This is a genomic window from Rhizobium sp. 10N414 (genome assembly GCF_056394785.1).
Genome location: NZ_JBFTIN010000010.1, coordinates 42,937 through 60,412, shown reverse-complemented (window position 1 = coordinate 60,412; position 17,476 = coordinate 42,937). Strand labels below are relative to the sequence as shown.

The 17,476-nt window shown below is 60.9% G+C and carries 17 protein-coding genes and 1 pseudogene; 4 read left to right on the top strand and 14 right to left on the bottom strand.

All coding sequences use genetic code 11. The features are described 5' to 3' along the window. Window positions 1-3 precede the first annotated feature (3 nt). Together AC1DE4_RS11945 and AC1DE4_RS11940 are read right to left on the bottom strand one after the other, a co-directional pair. Window positions 4-459 carry a cyclic nucleotide-binding domain-containing protein gene (locus AC1DE4_RS11945; protein ID WP_018855835.1) on the bottom strand — a complete coding sequence of 152 codons (456 nt, stop codon included), beginning with the start codon at window positions 457-459 and terminating at the stop codon, window positions 4-6. 1 nt (window position 460) lies between these two features. Next, window positions 461-1,144: a response regulator transcription factor gene (locus tag AC1DE4_RS11940; protein WP_018855834.1), complete on the bottom strand. Its 684-nt coding sequence runs from the start codon at window positions 1,142-1,144 to the stop codon at window positions 461-463. Between the two features lie 143 nt (window positions 1,145-1,287). On the opposite strand from AC1DE4_RS11940, the pseudogene AC1DE4_RS11935 reads away from it, so the two are divergent. Further along, window positions 1,288-1,832, top strand: a pseudogene (locus tag AC1DE4_RS11935) (L,D-transpeptidase family protein). Between the two features lie 138 nt (window positions 1,833-1,970). Further along, complete coding sequence (locus tag AC1DE4_RS11930; RefSeq protein WP_018855833.1) at window positions 1,971-2,801, top strand: aldo/keto reductase; 831 nt, start codon at window positions 1,971-1,973, stop codon at window positions 2,799-2,801. Window positions 2,802-2,857: 56 nt separating this feature from the next. On the opposite strand, the gene AC1DE4_RS11925 is transcribed toward AC1DE4_RS11930, so the two are convergent. The 6 genes from AC1DE4_RS11925 to rplS form a co-directional block, all read right to left on the bottom strand. Next, window positions 2,858-3,394, bottom strand: a complete 537-nt coding sequence (locus AC1DE4_RS11925) for a SixA phosphatase family protein (protein ID WP_025658126.1) — start codon at window positions 3,392-3,394, stop codon at window positions 2,858-2,860. 112 nt (window positions 3,395-3,506) lie between these two features. Then, window positions 3,507-4,916, bottom strand: a complete 1,410-nt coding sequence (gene leuC / locus AC1DE4_RS11920; protein WP_018855831.1) for a 3-isopropylmalate dehydratase large subunit — start codon at window positions 4,914-4,916, stop codon at window positions 3,507-3,509. 245 nt (window positions 4,917-5,161) lie between these two features. After that, window positions 5,162-5,983, bottom strand: a complete 822-nt coding sequence (locus AC1DE4_RS11915) for an amino acid ABC transporter permease (RefSeq protein WP_477881421.1) — start codon at window positions 5,981-5,983, stop codon at window positions 5,162-5,164. Between the two features lie 22 nt (window positions 5,984-6,005). Further along, window positions 6,006-6,803, bottom strand: a complete 798-nt coding sequence (locus AC1DE4_RS11910; protein ID WP_112665701.1) for a transporter substrate-binding domain-containing protein — start codon at window positions 6,801-6,803, stop codon at window positions 6,006-6,008. A gap of 165 nt (window positions 6,804-6,968) precedes the next feature. After that, window positions 6,969-7,838, bottom strand: coding sequence for an aldo/keto reductase family oxidoreductase (locus AC1DE4_RS11905; protein WP_477881419.1), 870 nt, complete (start codon window positions 7,836-7,838; stop codon window positions 6,969-6,971). A gap of 223 nt (window positions 7,839-8,061) precedes the next feature. Next, window positions 8,062-8,598: a 50S ribosomal protein L19 gene (rplS, locus tag AC1DE4_RS11900; protein ID WP_018855826.1), complete on the bottom strand. Its 537-nt coding sequence runs from the start codon at window positions 8,596-8,598 to the stop codon at window positions 8,062-8,064. 345 nt (window positions 8,599-8,943) lie between these two features. On the opposite strand from rplS, the gene AC1DE4_RS11895 reads away from it, so the two are divergent. After that, entirely contained in the window at window positions 8,944-10,398 is a 1,455-nt protein-coding gene (locus tag AC1DE4_RS11895; protein WP_062374075.1) for an NCS1 family nucleobase:cation symporter-1, read from the top strand. A gap of 39 nt (window positions 10,399-10,437) precedes the next feature. Here AC1DE4_RS11895 and trmD read toward each other — a convergent pair whose 3' ends face one another. The 5 genes from trmD to ffh all read right to left on the bottom strand — a co-directional run bounded on the left by trmD (window position 10,438) and on the right by ffh (window position 14,137). After that, a complete protein-coding gene (gene trmD, locus AC1DE4_RS11890; RefSeq protein ID WP_025658132.1) occupies window positions 10,438-11,118 on the bottom strand; it encodes a tRNA (guanosine(37)-N1)-methyltransferase TrmD in 681 nt (226 codons plus the stop codon). A gap of 8 nt (window positions 11,119-11,126) precedes the next feature. Further along, on the bottom strand, window positions 11,127-11,696 hold the full coding sequence (gene rimM, locus AC1DE4_RS11885) for a ribosome maturation factor RimM (protein ID WP_018855823.1): 570 nt from the start codon (window positions 11,694-11,696) through the stop codon (window positions 11,127-11,129). 117 nt (window positions 11,697-11,813) lie between these two features. Continuing rightward, window positions 11,814-12,182, bottom strand: a complete 369-nt coding sequence (gene rpsP / locus AC1DE4_RS11880; RefSeq protein WP_016556657.1) for a 30S ribosomal protein S16 — start codon at window positions 12,180-12,182, stop codon at window positions 11,814-11,816. A gap of 49 nt (window positions 12,183-12,231) precedes the next feature. Further along, window positions 12,232-12,552 (bottom strand): chorismate mutase, encoded by a 321-nt coding sequence (locus tag AC1DE4_RS11875; protein WP_016556656.1) that lies wholly within the window; start codon window positions 12,550-12,552, stop codon window positions 12,232-12,234. Window positions 12,553-12,568: 16 nt separating this feature from the next. Then, window positions 12,569-14,137, bottom strand: a complete 1,569-nt coding sequence (ffh, locus tag AC1DE4_RS11870; protein WP_025658134.1) for a signal recognition particle protein — start codon at window positions 14,135-14,137, stop codon at window positions 12,569-12,571. Window positions 14,138-14,440: 303 nt separating this feature from the next. Between ffh and AC1DE4_RS11865 the strand changes: the two genes are divergently transcribed. Further along, window positions 14,441-15,445 (top strand): MBL fold metallo-hydrolase, encoded by a 1,005-nt coding sequence (locus AC1DE4_RS11865; protein ID WP_062374086.1) that lies wholly within the window; start codon window positions 14,441-14,443, stop codon window positions 15,443-15,445. Here the strand turns inward: AC1DE4_RS11865 and AC1DE4_RS11860 are convergent, their stop codons facing one another. Further along, on the bottom strand, window positions 15,446-17,398 hold the full coding sequence (locus AC1DE4_RS11860) for an elongation factor G (RefSeq protein ID WP_025658136.1): 1,953 nt from the start codon (window positions 17,396-17,398) through the stop codon (window positions 15,446-15,448). Window positions 17,399-17,476 lie beyond the last annotated feature (78 nt).

Below are 17,476 nucleotides of genomic sequence, written 5' to 3'. Positions count from 1 at the left end.
CTGTCAGATAAAACGGTGAAGCTGGGCCGCGGCTCGGGCCGCAAGCTCGGCAATATTGTCGCGGATGCGGCTTTCGATCAGCCGGGCTGCATCCGGATACTCCTCGATCAACCGATGGAAGAGCGAGCGTGTGATGCGGATGATGCTCGTGTCTTCCGTTGCAACGGCCGTAAACTTGCGTTCGACCAAGGTGATCAGGGCAAGTTCGGATAGAAGCGTGCCGGGTCCGACGGTGTTCTGGATCTCGGGCTGACCGTCGCGACCGGTGCGGCTGAGTTCGACATTGCCGCTGAGGATCACATAAGCGCTTTCTGCCGGCGAGCCCTCGCGAAAGAGCATCTGGCCGGCCGACATGACGCGGCGATCCGCACCAAAGGCGATCAGACGCAGCTGATCCTCGGACATGCCGTGGAACAGCGGCAGCTGCGACAGTAGCCTGATGTCGTCGTTTAGGGCCATGCTACGGTATGATCTTGTAGCCGCCGTTTTCCGTTACCAGAATCTCGGCGTTGGAGGGATCGCGTTCGATCTTCTGGCGGAGACGGTAAACGTGGGTTTCCAGGGTGTGTGTCGTCACCCCCGAATTGTAACCCCACACCTCTTCCAGCAGCACGTCACGGGTGACGACCTTTTGCTCCGCGCGATAGAGGTAGCGAATGATCGCGGCTTCCTTTTCGGTCAGACGGATCTTCTGCCCGCTGTCCATCGTCAGGAGCTTCTGGCTCGGCTTGAAGACGTAGGGGCCGACATTGAAGGTGGCGTCCTCGCTCTGCTCGTGCTGCCGCAGCTGCACGCGGATGCGGGCAAGCAGGACGGCAAAGCGGAAGGGCTTCGCGATGTAGTCGTTGGCGCCAGCCTCCAAGCCCAGGATCGTATCCGAGTCCGTGTCATGGCCGGTCAGCATGATGATCGGGGCTTTCAAGCCGCCCTTGCGCAGCAGCTTCACGGCTTCGCGGCCGTCCATGTCAGGCAGGCCCACATCCATGATCAACAGGTCGATCGGCGTTGATCGCGCGCGCTCGACACCCTTGGCCGCTGTCGTTTCCTGGAGGACCGTGAATTCGTCATAGAGCGAAAGCTGCTCCGTGAGTGTCTCGCGGAGGTCGTCATCATCATCCACCAAGAGAATGGTGCGTGCGGTCATGCGGCTCTTTCCCTCGCCTACGGTCCCTCACTCCTACGCCAATTTTCCGGCATTGGCAAAGATCGGGTGACCGAGCTGTTGTCGTATACGATGCTATGTGATCTCAATCACAAACCTAGCAATCGCAAACACATGTGAGAAAAATGGAGAAAACAAGGCGTCCGACGCGGATAAAGTCGACGACCCTCCTCGTTCGTCCTGCGCCCGGCAAAAAAGCAGGGCTTTGATCCAGTTCGGCGCCCTCAGGGTGCCTGCAGCGATCGGTCGTTCAGGCCGAACGGTTCTCAAGCGCGAGGGAGATGGCGCCACCCCTATCGCCTCGATGAAGCTGCTTTCCGGCTTCCGCCGCGGCGACCGGCCCACACATCTGGAGACGCCGCTTGCAATTCGCCGCATCCGTGAGGATATGCTCTGGTGCGACCAGCCGGACGACGCCAATTACAATCGCCTGGTCCGGGCGCCCTTCGGCCGCAGCCATGAGGAGATGAAGCGCAAGGACGGCCTCTACGACATCTGCCTCGTGCTCGACTGGAACGTCACTGCTCGGGCGCGCAATCGGGGCTCCGCGATTTTCTTCCATCTGATCAGGCCGGGTTACGAGCCGACCGCCGGCTGCGTCGCCGTTCATCCGCGCGATATGCAGCGTCTGCCCTTCATGCGCAGAGGCACTGTCGTTCGTGTTCTTTGACGCTCGGGGGTGATAAACCAGTCCCGCTTACCTATATGCCCTTTCGACCGGCGCACGGCTGAAATGCGCGCAGGGAAATCCGCAAGAAGCGGATTCAATCATGCCTCGTCCAATTCTTCAAAATTACGGAGACATATTGTGGCACAGCAACCCATCATCACTTTCCATGACGGACATTCCATTCCCCAGGTCGGTCTCGGCGTGTGGCAGACGCCCCAGGAGATTGCGGCACCGACGGTGCGCACGGCCATTGCCGCCGGCTATCGCCACATCGACACGGCGTCCGGCTACGACAACGAGGAAGGCGTCGGCGAGGGTATCCGCTCGTCCGGCCTCGATCGCAAGGACATTTTCGTCACCACCAAGCTCCGCAACACCGACCAGGGCTACGACGCGACCATGCGCGCCTTCGAAGGCAGCCTGAGGAAGCTCGGTACTGATTATGTCGATCTCTACCTCATCCACTGGCCGTCGCCGCAGCGTGCGCTCTATCGCGAAACCTGGAAGGCCTTCGTGAAGATCCGGGAAGAGGGCCGCGCTCGTTCGATCGGCGTTTCCAACTTCTATCCCGACCATCTCGAACAGATCATCGGCGATACAGGTGTCGTCCCTGTCATCAACCAGATCGAGCTGCATCCGGATTTCCAGCAGCGGGCGGCGCAGGAAGCGCACAAGAAGCTGAACATTGCCACCGAATCCTGGAGCCCGCTCGGTCAGGGCAAGTTGATCGCCGATGCGACGATTGGGGAGATCGCCAGGAAGCACGGAAAGACACCCGCGCAGGTCATCATCCGTTGGCACATCGACAGCGGTCTCGTCGTCATTCCGAAGTCGGTGACGCCGTCGCGCATTGAGGAGAATTTCAAGGTCTTCGATTTCAAGCTGGATGCAGCCGACATGGCGGCGATTGCCAAGCTTGACGACAAGAGCGCCCGCATGGGGCCGGATCCGTACACGGCCAATTTCTGATCTGAACTTTGCGCTCCCTCCTCTCTATGCGGGGAGGAGGGAGACGCAGTTTTCGCTCAGGCGAGCGAACGCGGCGTGACGAACCGCTCCAGTGTGCCGCTCTTTGGCTTTAGCCCTTTCCAGCGATCCACATCGAACTCGATGACGGCAAGTGCGGCTGTCGGGAATTTCTCCCTGATGCCAACACATGCCTCCGGGTCGCCTGCACCGATCAGGCCATCCGCAAGATCCTGAAAACCGGGATTGTGTCCGATCAACATGAGGGTCCGGACCGATGGATCGATCGACTGTACGACGGCAGCGATCTTCGCCGCAGAGGCTTCGTACAAGTCCTCCGAATCCTGCTTTGCGATCGAGGGCGGCAGCTTTTTGGCGACGAGTTTCCAGGTCTGCTGCGTGCGGCGCGCGGACGATACAAGCACGAGATCGGGAATAAGCTTTTCACGCGCGAGGTAGCGGCCCATCAATGGCGCTGTCTTTTCTCCACGGCCGGCCAGCGGGCGGTCGTGGTCGGCCACGTCCTCCGGCCATGCGGATTTGGCGTGACGAAGAAGAAGCAGGCGTCGTTTGGTGGAGGGTTTTGCGGCGCTCATATGCTCACCTGAAAGGAGCCAGGGGGGTCGAACGCGGCTATTGTCGCACCGAATACGTCCGGTGTCTGCTGAGATAGCCTCCCCCTCGTTTCCGAAGGGGAGGCCTTTATGCTTAGTTCCACTCGCGGATATCGACGAAGTGGCCGGCGATCGCCGCTGCGGCGGCCATCGCTGGAGACACCAGGTGCGTACGACCCTTGAAGCCCTGGCGGCCTTCGAAGTTGCGGTTCGAGGTCGAGGCGCAACGTTCGCCGGGCTTTAGGCGGTCGTCGTTCATGGCGAGGCACATGGAGCAGCCCGGCTCGCGCCAGTCAAAGCCGGCTGCCTTGAAGATCTTGTCGAGGCCTTCCTTCTCCGCTTGCTCCTTCACGAGGCCGGAGCCCGGAACGATCATGGCGTTGACGGTCGAGGCAACGGTCTTGCCCTCGACGACCTTGGCAACAGCGCGCAGGTCTTCGATGCGGCCGTTCGTGCAGGAGCCGATGAAGACGCGGTCGATGTTGATCTCGGTGATCGGGGTGCCGGGCTTCAGGCCCATGTAATCAAGCGCACGCCACTTGGAAGCGCGCTTCGTCTCTTCCGGGATTTCATCAGGGTTCGGAACGACGCCCTGAACGGAAATGACGTCCTCCGGCGAAGAGCCCCAGGATACGATCGGCGGCAGTTCAGCGGCGTTGAGCTTCACGACGCGGTCAAAATGCGCGCCTTCGTCCGACTTCAGGGTCTTCCAGTAAGCGATTGCCTGCTCCAGCGCCTCGCCCTTCGGCGCGCGCGGCTTGCCCTTGATGTACTCGAAGGTGGTCTCGTCAGGCGCGATCAGGCCGGCGCGGGCGCCGCCTTCGATCGACATGTTGCAGATGGTCATGCGGCCTTCCATCGACAGCGCGCGAATGGCTTCGCCGGCGTATTCGATGACGTAGCCGGTGCCGCCGGCGGTGCCGATTTCACCGATGATGGCGAGAACGATATCCTTGGCGGTGACGCCAGCCGGCAGTACGCCGTCGACCTGCACCAGCATGTTCTTCGCCTTCTTCTGGATCAGCGTCTGGGTGGCGAGCACGTGCTCGACCTCAGACGTGCCGATGCCATGGGCGAGCGAGCCGAAGGCGCCATGCGTCGAGGTGTGGCTGTCGCCGCAGACAATCGTCATGCCGGGCAGGGTGAAGCCCTGTTCCGGTCCGATGATGTGAACGATGCCCTGGCGCTTGTCGTTTTCCGAGTAGTACTCGACATTGAATTCGGCGGCGTTGATGGCGAGTTGCTCGACCTGGATACGGCTCTCTTCGTTCTTGATGCCGAGATGGCGATCAGGCGACGTCGGGACGTTGTGGTCGACCACAGCCAGCGTCTTTTCCGGCGCGCGAACCTTGCGGCCAGTCATGCGCAGGCCTTCGAAGGCCTGCGGCGAGGTGACTTCGTGGACCAGGTGGCGGTCGATGTAGAGGAGACAGGTGCCGTCGTCCTGCTGATCGACCAGGTGGTCGTCCCAGATCTTGTCGTAAAGGGTACGCGGTGCGCTCATGGCGGTAGGTCCGTTCTTGGATGCGTATGGAAAAATGGAGCTGGTGGCGGTGAGGCCCGCCGGGCCGTCATTCGATCAACGAAGTCGGCTGTTGAGTGCACCGGAAACGGCCGCAAAGAAGCGTGCCGGCAGGCGGTAATGATCCTGCAGCACGAAAATATGCGCCCCAATGCAACTGAACTTGGATTCCATGCGCTGTCACATACCAATTTTTCGCGACGGCGGCAATTCGAATCATTCGGCCGCTAACGCCGGTCTTTCCCGCGCATCCGTTTCTCCACCTGCCTCAGGGCAAGCGACAAACCGATCGTCAGGATGAGGTAGATATAAGTGACGATCGAATAGGTTTCAAAGAAGCGAAACGAGCCGGAGGCGTAGATCTTGCCCATCTGGGTGATGTCGGAGACGCCGAGCACCGAGACCAGCGACGAGTCCTTGACCATCGCCACGAAATCGTTCGACAGCGGCGGGAAGATCACCCTGATCGCCTGCGGGAAGACCACAAAGCGGAAGCGGTGATAGCGCGACAGGCCGAGCGCCTTGGCCGCCTCGATCTGGCCGTGATCGACCGACTGGATCCCGGCACGGAAGACTTCCGCGATGAAGGAGGAGTAGCCGATCATCAGCGCGATGATGGCCCGCCACATCAGCGAGAAGTCGCGCACCATCACAGGCTCGCTGAGGCCGGCCTGGATCAGCGGACTGGCCAGGAAATTGTAGGCGGCGACGATGCCGGGGGCGCCGACGAAGGCCACGTAGAACAGCAGCACCAGCATCGGCACGCCGCGGATGACTTCGACATAGAAGCGTGAGATCTGGCGGAGCGCGACACTGTCGGACAATCCGAGCAACGCGACGCCGAGGCCGAGAAGGGTCGCCAGCGCAAAGCCCACTAGCGTCACGAAGATGGTAACGCCGACGCCATTGAAGACGGTGCGGAAGACCTGCGCATAGATGTCGTTGGCGATGATGACGACGGCAAGGACGATGCCGATCGCGACAAGAGCGACCAGCCACCAGGGGTAGTCGCCCATAACATGCCCGCCAGGGGCTGGCTGCGGAGCCATCACGCGTTAACCGAAGACGGGATCATTCGCCCATCTTGTAGTCGAGGAACCACTTCTTGTTCAGTGCGTCGAAGGTGCCGTCAGCCTTCAGGCTTGCGATTGCGGCATTGACCGGGGCGACGAGATCGGAGCCCTTCGGGAAGATGAAACCGAAATCCTCGGTGCCGAGCGGACCGCCGATGACCTTCAGGCCGCCGTTCGAGGCGTCGACATAACCCTTGGCAGCGACGCTGTCGGTCAGCACCACGTCGACATCGCCGGCCTTGAGCGCCTGGACGGTGGCGCCGAAGGTTTCGAAGAGCTTGACGCGCGGGTTTTGCTCGTTGCCATCAAGGATTTCGTAGACGGCGGTGTAGAAAGGCGAGGTGCCCGGCTGCGCGCCGACGAGGCCGTCATTGAAGGCGCCGAAGGTCTTGGCGTCGGTGAAGCGGCTTTCGTCGCCGCGCACCAGCATGAACTGCTGCGAGCGCATGTAGGGATCGGAGAAGTCGACCTTGGCCTTCCGGTCATCCTTGATGGTGATGCCGGTCATGCCGATGTTGTACTGGTTGTCGGAGACAGCCTGGATCATCGCGTCCCAGCTGGTGTTCTGATACTCGACCTTGAAGTTCAGCCGCTTGGCGATCTCGTTCATCGCATCATATTCCCAGCCGATCGCCTTGCCCGACTTCGGATCGACGAACTGTAGCGGCGGATAGGCGTTCTCGGTGACGACGACGACCGACTTGCCCTTGAGGTCGGGAAGGTCGGCGGCGAGGGCGGCGAGCGGCGACAGGACAAGGGCGGTCAGTCCTGCAAGAACGGTGCGACGGAACGGCATTAAATATCTCCCCGAAATATAGTCCGCGAAACCTGTCATAGTTGCGAAGCGGATGGCAAGAGAATTGCCGCGTGTCGCCATTCAAAAACAGAAAAGGCGGTCCAAAGACCATCCAAAGACCGCCCTTCCATGCAAAGATTTTTGCGGGACAGATTGCAAATGTCGTCAGCGAGACGCGATACCATCCAGTTTCTGAATGGCTTCGGTGGGCAAGGTGATATCGGCGACCGCGAGGTTCTCCCTGAGGTGGAGACGTGACGAGGTCCCGGGTATGAGCAAGATATTCGGCGCGCGTTGCAGAAGCCACGCAAGAGCAACCTGCATCGGTGTTGCATCAAGCTCCGCAGCGACATCCGACAGCGTGGACGATTGCAATGGCGAGAAGCCCCCGAGCGGAAAGAAGGGCACATAGGCTGTTCCTTCCGTCGCGAGCTGTTCGATCAGCGGATCGTCCCCGCGGTGCACAAGATTGTACTGGTTTTGAACGCAAACGATTTCGGTGATCTTTCTGCCGTCCGCGACTTGCTTGGTGGTGACGTTGGAGAGGCCAACGTGTCTGACAAGGCCCTGGCGCTGAAGATCGGCGAGGATGGTGAGGGGTTCTTCCAGAGATCCCTCCGCCGGGCCATGGACATCAAACATGGCCCGCAGATTGACTACATCGATCACCTCGAGGCCGAGATTCATGAGGTTGTCGTGAATTGCCTGCGTCAGCGCTTCTTTTGAGAAGGCCGGATTCCAAGACGCGTCTGGCCCACGCGTTGCTCCGATCTTCGTGACGATCACAAGATCATCCCGATAAGGATGCAGCGCCTCCCTGATGATCTGGTTGGTGACGTGCGGGCCGTAGAAGTCGCCGGTGTCGATGTGGTTGACTCCGCTTTCGACTGCTTCGCGTAACACAGCGATTGCCTCGGCACGATCCTTCGGTGGCCCGAAGACGCCTTTGCCGGCGAGTTGCATGGTCCCGTAGCCAAGCCGCGCCACCGTGCGGTCGCCGAGCGTGAATGTGCCCGATTTTTCGAGATTGGACATGATCTGCTCCGTTTAAAGATAGGGCAGAAATAGGTCAGACCGGCTCTTGCGATAACGGCATACATTCCGCACGGGCTGTTCGGAATTTCGGACAATGACGGGTAGAGGACCGGACGTCAGGCCCAACCGCTACGCGGTCCGACCTGCCAGTGACTCGCTATTGCCAGCAACAAAAAAAGGCGACCCGAAGGCCGCCTTTCCGACAATCACGAAGGATTGAAACTTATTCTGCTGCCGGCTCAGCTGCTGCGGCAGCTTCTGCTGCTGCCTTGGCTTCTGCAGCTTCCTGTGCTGCCTTTTCGGCTGCGAGCGCCTGAGCTGCTGCAACCTTTTCGGCTTCCAGGCGTGCCTTTTCCTCGGCAACGGCCTGACGCTCGGCGTCGTTGAGCTTGCGAGCGCGGGTGCCGGTGTTCTCGACGATACGAGCCGACTTGCCGCGACGATCGCGCAGGTAGTAGAGCTTCGCGCGACGGACCTTACCGCGGCGAACAACTTCTACGCTTTCGATAGCAGGGGAGCAGACCGGGAATACGCGCTCGACGCCTTCGCCGTAGGAGATCTTGCGAACCGTGAAGTTCTCCTGCAGACCGCCGCCGGAGCGAGCGATGCAAACGCCTTCGTAGGCCTGTACGCGGGTACGGTTGCCTTCCTTGACGCGGACGTTGACGCGAACGGTGTCGCCCGGGGAGAATTCCGGAAGCGTGCGCTGGGCTTCGATCTTGGCGACCTGTTCGGCCTCAAGCTGCTGAATGATATTCATGACTCAACCTCTTTGTTGGTTCAACAGCCAGAGCGCTCTGAACGATCTATCCTTGGTCGAGCCGCAGATATTTGCCGGTGAGGGCAGGAGCGAATTCGTCTGTTTTTCTTTACGTGGTTGATGGGAGTTTTCCCATTCCGGGCGTGCGCATACCGTATTGCGCAGGCTTTGTCACCCCTTTGGCCCGGAAATTTCGCCGTGCCGACCGCCAAACTGGGCTTTTGCCAGTGCTGCACGATATCAAGCCTGTGACTCATTTGATTAAATATTTGTCAAATGCACAACAGGGGAGCAGATTCTCATTTGGGTCAAATTGTGATCCGTGGGAGTTTTGGAGGGGAATGAATGACAATAAGTAATCCGTCGTCCTCGCTCTATAATGAGGACTTGGCGCCCGCTCAGGAGAGGAAGTGGGGCGCCTTCAGTATTTTCAATGTGTGGACCTCGGACGTTCACAGCCTCTGGGGTTATTATCTCGCCGCCAGCCTTTTCCTGCTGTGCGGCAGCTTTATCAACTTCGTGATTGCGATCGGCTTCGGCTCGCTCGTCATCTTCTTCCTCATGAGTCTCGTCGGCAACGCCGGCGTCAAGACGGGTGTGCCGTTCCCGGTTCTTGCCCGCGCCTCGTTCGGTACGTTCGGGGCCAATGCGCCGGCGCTCGTGCGCGCCGTCGTCGCCTGCTTTTGGTACGGCGCGCAAACGGCGGCGGCATCGGGCGCGATCGTGGCTCTTCTCATCCGCAATGAGAGCATGCTTGCCTTCCACCAGAATAGCCACATGCTTGGTCATTCCACGCTTGAGGTCATCTGCTACGTCGTCGTTTGGTCCCTGCAGCTCCTGATCATCCAGCGTGGTATGGAGACCGTGCGCAGGTTTCAGGACATGGCCGGGCCCGCTGTCTGGATCATGATGCTTGTCCTGGCGGTTTATCTTGTCGTCAAGGCCGGCACCTTCTCCTTCGGCAGCGAGATCCCACGCGACGTTCTGCTCGAGAGGACGAAGGAAGTCGGCATCGCCGGCGAGCCTGGCTCGTTCGCGGCTCTTGCCGCGGTTGCCGCGACATGGATCACCTACTTTGCGGCTCTCTACCTAAATTTCTGCGATTTCTCGCGCTACACCAAGGACACCAAGACCTTGCGCAAGGGCAATCTCTGGGGTCTGCCGATCAACCTGCTCGCCTTCTGCCTCGTCGCGGGCGTCACAACCACGGCTGCATTCACCGTCTACGGCGAAGTACTGCTGCATCCGGAGGCGATCTCCGCGAAGTTCGACAACTGGTTCCTGGCACTGCTTGCGGCACTGACTTTCGCCGTTGCAACGCTCGGCATCAACGTGGTCGCCAACTTCGTCTCGCCGGCCTTCGATTTCTCGAATGTCTTCCCGCGCCAGATCAGCTTCAAGCGGGGCGGTTGGATTGCGGCCCTGATTGCGCTGGTGCTCTATCCGTTCGCGCCGTGGGAAACGGGTGCCGCGCACTTCGTCAACTTCATCGGTTCGACGATGGGCCCGATCTTCGGGATCATGATGGTCGACTACTATCTGATCCGGAAGGGTGAGCTGAACGTCGCGGATCTTTATCAGGAGAATGGCGAGTTCCGCTTCCAGAATGGCTGGCACACGAATGCCTTCATCGCCTTCGTGGTCGGCTCGCTGTTCTCATCGATCCTGCCGACGTTCACGTCGATCTTGCCGGAATGGTGGGGGACCTATGGCTGGTTCTTCGGCGTCGGCATCGGCGGCGTTGTCTACTACGCATTGCGCGCGAGCGCACGCGGCTCTGCGGTGGGCGCTACCAACTGACACCCGAAATTCGAATGCCCGGCTTTGGCCGGGCATTTTTCATTCTTCCAGCAGATCCGGGCGTCGTTCCCGGGTCAGCTGCAACGCCTGCTCGCGGCGCCATTTCTCGATCGCGCCGTGATTGCCCGATGTGAGGATCGCCGGAATCTCGCGGCCCTCCCATACTTGTGGGCGCGTGTAGTGCGGATGCTCGAGCAGGCCGCCTTCGAAGCTCTCGTGCAGTCCGGAAAGATCATTGCCCATGACGCCAGGCAGGATGCGGACGATCGCATCCAGTATGGTGAGTGCAGCCGGTTCGCCGCCCGACAGCACGTAGTCGCCGATCGAGACCTCTTCCAGCTCGCGCGCATCGATGACGCGCTGATCGACGCCCTCAAAGCGACCGCAAACGATGATGACGCCATCGCCGGAAGCAAGCTCGCGTACGCGTTCCTGCGTCAGCGGTTTTCCGCGCGGGCTCATCAGCAGCCGGGGGCGGCTGTCGTTCTCGGAAGTGCTGTCGATGGCGCGGGCGAGAACATCGGGCTTGAGCACCATGCCCGCGCCGCCGCCAGCGGGCGTATCATCGACAGTGCGGTGTTTGTCGGTGGCAAAGTCGCGGATCTGCAGGGTATCGAGCGACCATTGGCCACGCTCCATCGCCTTCCCGGCGAGGGAGTAGCCGAGATGGCCCGGAAACATTTCCGGATAGAGGGTCAGCACGGTCGCGCGAAACGCCATCGACGGCCTCACTTCTTCTTTTTCGGCTTGTCGGGCGTGAAGTTCGGTGCGTCATCCTCACTATCGACGAGGCCAGCGGCGAGCGGATCGATGGTGATCCTGCCGCTTTCAAGGTCGATATCGAGAACCGAGGCTTCAGAGAAGGGGATCAATACCGGGCGCTTGCCGGGACCCTTGAGCTCCAGCAGATCGCCGGCGCCGAAGTCGAAAACGCCGGTCACGGTGCCATAGCTGACGCCCTGGTCGTCGAGCGCTTCCAGACCCTCGAGATCGGCGTAGAAGAATTCGTCTTCTTCCAGCTCCTCGTCCGGCAGGTTGTCGCGCTCGATGTAGAGCTCCAGTCCGTTCAGCGCCTCGGCGGCATTGCGGTCGTTGATGCCGCGGAATCGGACGACGACGACGTTCTTCATTTCCCGGATATCGAGAATCTCGAAGGTGCGGCCATCAAGGCTGTGCAGGTTGCCGTAGTCGCCGAGCGCGGTCGGATCGGCGGTATAGGCCTTAGCGCGTACTTCGCCGCGCAGGCCTTGGGCGCCACCGATCGTTGCCATCAGAACCGGATTTTCAAGCTTTGGCATGACGTCCTTCACATGAAGCCGCAAATCTGGGCTTCTCTTAAACGAAGTGCAGCGGAATGGAAACGAAAACGGGCGGCATGTCGCCATGCCGCCCGTTCGATAAGGGAAGGTTCCCGATTATTCTGCGGAAGCAGCAGCTTCAGCAGCGTCGGCGGCCTTCTGAGCCTTTTCAGCAGCGCGCTCCTGAGCCTTCTTGCCCGGCTTTGCCTTTTCCGGGTTGCTCTTGGCATCGCGCTTTGCGAGGCCGGCTTCGTTGAGGAAGCGCAGAACGCGATCGGTCGGCTGTGCGCCCTGATCGAGCCAGTGCTTGATGCGGTCGTTGTTCAGCGTGATGCGAGCGCCGTTGTCCTTGGCGAGCATCGGGTTCCAGGAACCGAGGTTCTCGAGGAAGCGGCCATCGCGCGGCGAACGGGCGTCGGCGAGAACGATGTGGTAGTACGGGCGCTTCTTGGAACCACCGCGTGCGAGACGAATTTTCAGTGCCATTTTCTTTACTCCTTGGACTTTTCTGGACCGCCTGATCCGGCGGTATGGTTCATTTTGCTGCGGCGCCGTTTTCGGCGTGGTCTGCAGCGATCTGCTCATGATGCCGGATGACTTCCTTGATGATGAAGTTCAGGAACTTCTCGGCGAAATCCGGATCCAGATTGGCATCCTTCGCCAGATGGCGGAGACGTTCGATCTGGTATTCTTCGCGCGCCGGATCGGCCGGCGGCAACTTGTACTTGGCCTTGAGAACGCCGACCTCTTTGGTGCAGCGGAAGCGTTCGGCCAGGATATGGACCAGCGCGGCGTCGATGTTGTCGATCGACTGGCGATAGTTCGAAAGTTGGGCTTTGATTTCAGGATCAATCATTGTCTACGCGACCCCTTCACTTCTTCTTGGGCAGGCCGGGAAGGCCTGGGAAACCACCGCCGAGACCCGGCAGCTTGGCGCCGCCCAGACCCGGCAAACCACCACCGCCGAGGCCGGGCAGCCCGCCGCCCGGCTTTCCTAGACCGGCAGCTTCAGCTTGCTTCTGGAGCGCTTCGAGCTGCTTGGGGTCGATATTCGAAAGATCGGGCATGCCACCGCCAAGGCCACCAAGGCCCATCTTGCCGGCAAGGCCACCCATCATCTGCTTCATCAGGCCGCCCTTACCCTTGCCGCCCATCATCTTCATCATGTCCGCCATCTGGCGATGCATCTTCAGAAGCTTGTTGATGTCGGCGGCATCGGTGCCAGAGCCGGCGGCGATGCGCTTCTTGCGCGAATGCTTGAGAATATCGGGGTTGGCGCGCTCGGCCTTGGTCATCGAGCCGATGATGGCGAGCTGACGGCCGAACAGGCTGTCGTTCAGACCGGCCGAGGCCATCTTGTCCTTCATCCCAGCCATGCCGGGCATCATGCTCATGATGCCGCCCATGCCACCCATCTTCTGCATCTGGCGCAGCTGGTCGGCGAGGTCGTTGAGATCGAACTTGCCCTTGGCCATCTTGGCGGCCATGGCAGCCGCCTTCTCGGCGTCGATGTTTTCAGCGGCGCGCTCGACGAGCGAAACGATATCGCCCATGCCGAGGATGCGGTCAGCAATACGGCGGGGATGGAACTCTTCGAGTTCGCCCATACGCTCGCCGACACCGATGAGCTTGATCGGCTTGCCTGTCACCGCGCGCATCGAAAGTGCTGCACCGCCACGGCCATCGCCGTCCATGCGGGTGAGCACGAGGCCGGTGATGCCGACGCGCTCGTCGAAGTTGCGCGCCAGGTTGACGGCGTCCTGACCGGTCAGCGAGTCCGCGACCAGCAGGATTTCATGCGGATTCGACTTCTTCTTGATGTCGGCCATTTCGACCATCAAGGGCTCGTCGATATGCGTGCGGCCGGCGGTGTCGAGGATGACGACGTCATGGCCACCGAGTTTCGCTGCCTGTACGGCGCGGGCGGCAATGTCGGTCGGCGACTGGCCAGCGATAACAGGAAGCGTGTCGACACCAGTCTGGACACCAAGCTGGCGCAGCTGCTCCTGGGCGGCCGGACGTCGCGTATCAAGCGACGCCATCAGCACCTTCTTCTTCTCGCGGTCGGTGAGCCGTTTGGCGATCTTCGCGGTCGTCGTCGTCTTACCGGAGCCCTGCAGACCGACCATCATGATGACGACGGGGGCGGCCGCATGCAGGTCGACGCCGACGCCTTCGCCGCCGAGCATCTCGATCAGCTCGTCATGGACGATCTTGACGACCATCTGGCCGGGCTTGATCGACTTCAGGATCTCGGCGCCGACGGCCTTTTCGCGGACGCGATCGGTAAAGGAGCGCACGACATCGAGCGCCACGTCAGCCTCCAGAAGCGCGCGGCGAACCTCGCGCAGCGCTGCGGAAACATCGCTTTCCGAAAGCGCGCCACGGCCTGTCAGTCCATTCAGAATGGATCCAAGACGGTCCTGGAGGTTCTCAAACATCGGCTCTTCCTTGTGATTTCCTGAAGACGGAAACCTTGTGCTTTTCCTTGACGAAAACAAGACGCATAGCCAAAAAGCACCCGAGGGCGCATCGCGCTGTCGGGTGTGGACCTCCGGGATCTCTTTATACCTTTACGGGTCCCGGTCGGTGGCTCGAGTCTTGAAGCTCGTCGCAGATTGAGCGGCGGTAAACAGGAAAACGGGCCGCGAGTCAAGGGAAGGCCGAGAAAAGACGGCGTTTCGACCTTTCAAAAGCGCGCGCCCGATCCCAGATCTGCTTTCCCTGCAACGGAATCGCTTTGTATGCCTACGGCCAAAAGACGCAATCCCTACTATCAAGGGCCTGTCTCCGATCACTTCGATGGCACGCATTTCTTCAATCCGGATGGTATCGAGCCTCTCGGTTTTCGAGATCTGATGCGATGGCAGTTTGGCGGCAACCGCGATCGCTGGCCGAAGTCGGTTCCGAGCCCCTTCGTACCGGCCAAGCCGGATGCGCGCGTTGATGGCGACGATCTGCGGGTAACCATGGTCGGCCACGCGACGATGCTGGTGCAGGTCGCGGGGCTCAATATCCTGACAGATCCCGTATGGTCCGATCGGGCCAGCCCCTTCGCCTTCGCCGGACCGAAGCGCGTCGTGGCACCCGGTATCGCGTTCGACGACCTGCCGCCGATCGACCTCGTTCTCGTTTCGCATAACCACTACGATCATCTCGATGTCGCGACGCTCAGGCGGCTGCAGGCGAGGCATCGGCCGCATGTCGTAACGCCGCTTGGCAACGATACGATCATTCGTCGCGCCGTTCCCACCATGCAGGTGACGGCGATGGATTGGGGCGAGCGCATCCCGCTTGCCGGCATCCGCATCGATGCCGAGCCGGTGCATCATTGGTCGGCACGCGGCACCGGGGATCGTCGCATGGCGCTCTGGGCCGCCTTCGTCCTGTCAACGACCGCCGGGAAGATCTACCATGTCGGGGATACGGGCTTTCATGGGGGCGTCAACTACAGGGCTGCCCAGCAGAAGCATGGTGCCTTTCGCCTCGCCGTCCTGCCTTTCGGAGCCTATGAACCGCGCTGGTTCATGAAGGGCCAACATCAGAATCCTGATGAAGCGGTGATGGGAATGGAGCTTGCCAATGCTGCCTATGTGGCCGGCCATCACTTTGCGACGTTCCAGCTGACCGACGAGGCAATCGAGACGCCGGTCAAGGCGCTAAAGACAGCCTTGGCCGAGCGCGAAATACCGCAGGAGCGGTTCAGGCCGCTTAGAGCCGGCGAGGTATTCGACGTGCCAGCGGCATGATCAATGCGCGTGGGCTCCGGCACCATGCGCATTGATGATGGTGTCGGCCTCCTTGCCGTAGAGTTCTTCGAAATGATCGAAGGTCTTGGAGAAGTGGCCGATGCCCTGCGTTGCCGATCTGAGCGACCGGGCCAATTCATCAAGCACGCCGCCAGGCACGAGCGCTCGAAATATATCCCAGCCCTTCGCGTTCTCGTCCCGGTCGAAGCCGAGCACCTGTCCCTTGAGCGAGGAGACGAGCGTCACCATTCCGCCGGAATAGACCGAGGGGATATGGATCTCCACCCGCACCACAGGCTGCATGAGAACGGCGGAAGCTTGTGAAAGCGCTTGCTTGACGCCCATTTTCCCAGCGGTCCGGAAGGCGAAATCGGAGCTGTCAACCGAGTGATACTGGCCGTCGGTCAGCACGACGTCGACATCGACGACCTGGAAGCCGAGCGGACCTTTCTCCATGGCTTCGCGGGCGCCGGCTTCAACAGCTGGGATGTAGTTTCGGGGCACGGTCCCGCCCTTGACGCTTTCGCCGAAGGTGAAGCCCTGGCCGCGCTCGTTCGGCCTGACGCTGAGTTGCACGTCTGCGAACTGTCCGGCGCCGCCCGTTTGCTTGCGGTGCCGGTAGCGCACATCCGAAGGTTTGGAAATGGTTTCTCGGTAGACGGGGTTTGGTGCGCGTTCGGAAACTTCGACGCGGAAGACCTCCGACAGTGTTTTGCGGAGATCACGCAGATGGACCGGCCCCTGGGCGCAGATCAGCGCCGCGCCTGTGCCTTCCTCCTGCATCACCTTCAAGCCGCGATCGGTTTCCGCCAGTTTCGCCAGCGTCGCGGAAAGCTTGGTTTCGTCCCGTTCGCTGCCGGGAACGAGAATTCTTTCCAGCATCGGTGTCGGCGGTGTCGTCCAATCGGGTGGCTCGACGCTGGCTGTCTGCGTCAGCAGGGCAGTCGCTGGCAGATGGTCGGATTTTAGTGCGGCAAAGACGCTGCCAGCCTCCACGCTGCCGCTGATTGGCTTTCCGTTGCCGGCCTCCTGCAGCGGACCCAGCGTGGCGCCGCCCAAGGGAGCGCCCTGCTTCAAGCCGTCGGCGAGCGCCCGCACCAGCACCGTCTTGCCGACATTAGCCTTGTGGTAAGCGTGGAAACTCACGGCAGAAAGGGCCGCTTCTTCCACACTTCCTGCGAGCCTCGACCGCAGTGCCGCTGCCGGCGGCGCTTCGTGGCGAAGGGCCTTCATCAGGCGCATGATGCCGTTGCTGTGCGAGGCTGAGCCGAACAGCACGGGGATAACCCGGTTCTCCTTGAGAATGCGCGAAGAGATCGTAAACAGCGTATCGCTTGCCGGCTCCCGGTCTTCGATGAGCTCCTCGAGAAGCCAATCATCGAACTCCGAGAGCTGTTCCAGCATTTCGGCCCGCGCCTCGTGCTCCCGCTCGACGGCATCCTGCGGCAGCTCGATCAGCGCGGACGGCTGACCTTCCCGATAGCGCCAGGCGCGTTCGGAAATCAGGTCACAGCTGCCGACGATCCGGTCGCCTTCGCGGATGGGTACTTGCCGCAGGACAAGCGGATGGTTGGAATAGGTCTGAAGTGCGGCAATGACATCGCGCAACCGGCCGCGCGGCTCGTCCATCCTGTTGATGAAAATCAGGCAGGGCGTGCCGGAGGCCTCGATGGCGCGCAGATAGGGTGCTGCCAGCACGGCTTCATCAGGCGTCGGCGATATGCAGAGGATACAGGCGTCGCTGACGAGCAGGGCATCCTGCGCCAGGGCCAGTGCCTCATTTGCCCCGGGAGTGTCGATCGCACACCACGCTTCGTCCTTGAAGTCAAATTCCGTCAGGCTTGATCCATATGGAGAGGCTGACTTTCTGGGCGTTCCCTCGAGCGAGGCCAGCTTTGCGACGAGTGTCGTTTTTCCCGTCTGCGAGGGCCCAAGTACGGTGACGCAGCGCATCGGCGATCCTCCCTGCCAAAAGCACCATCCCAGAGCAAGAATGCCCCGAAGCGGCGAAAAGCGCTAGATATCTGCGCT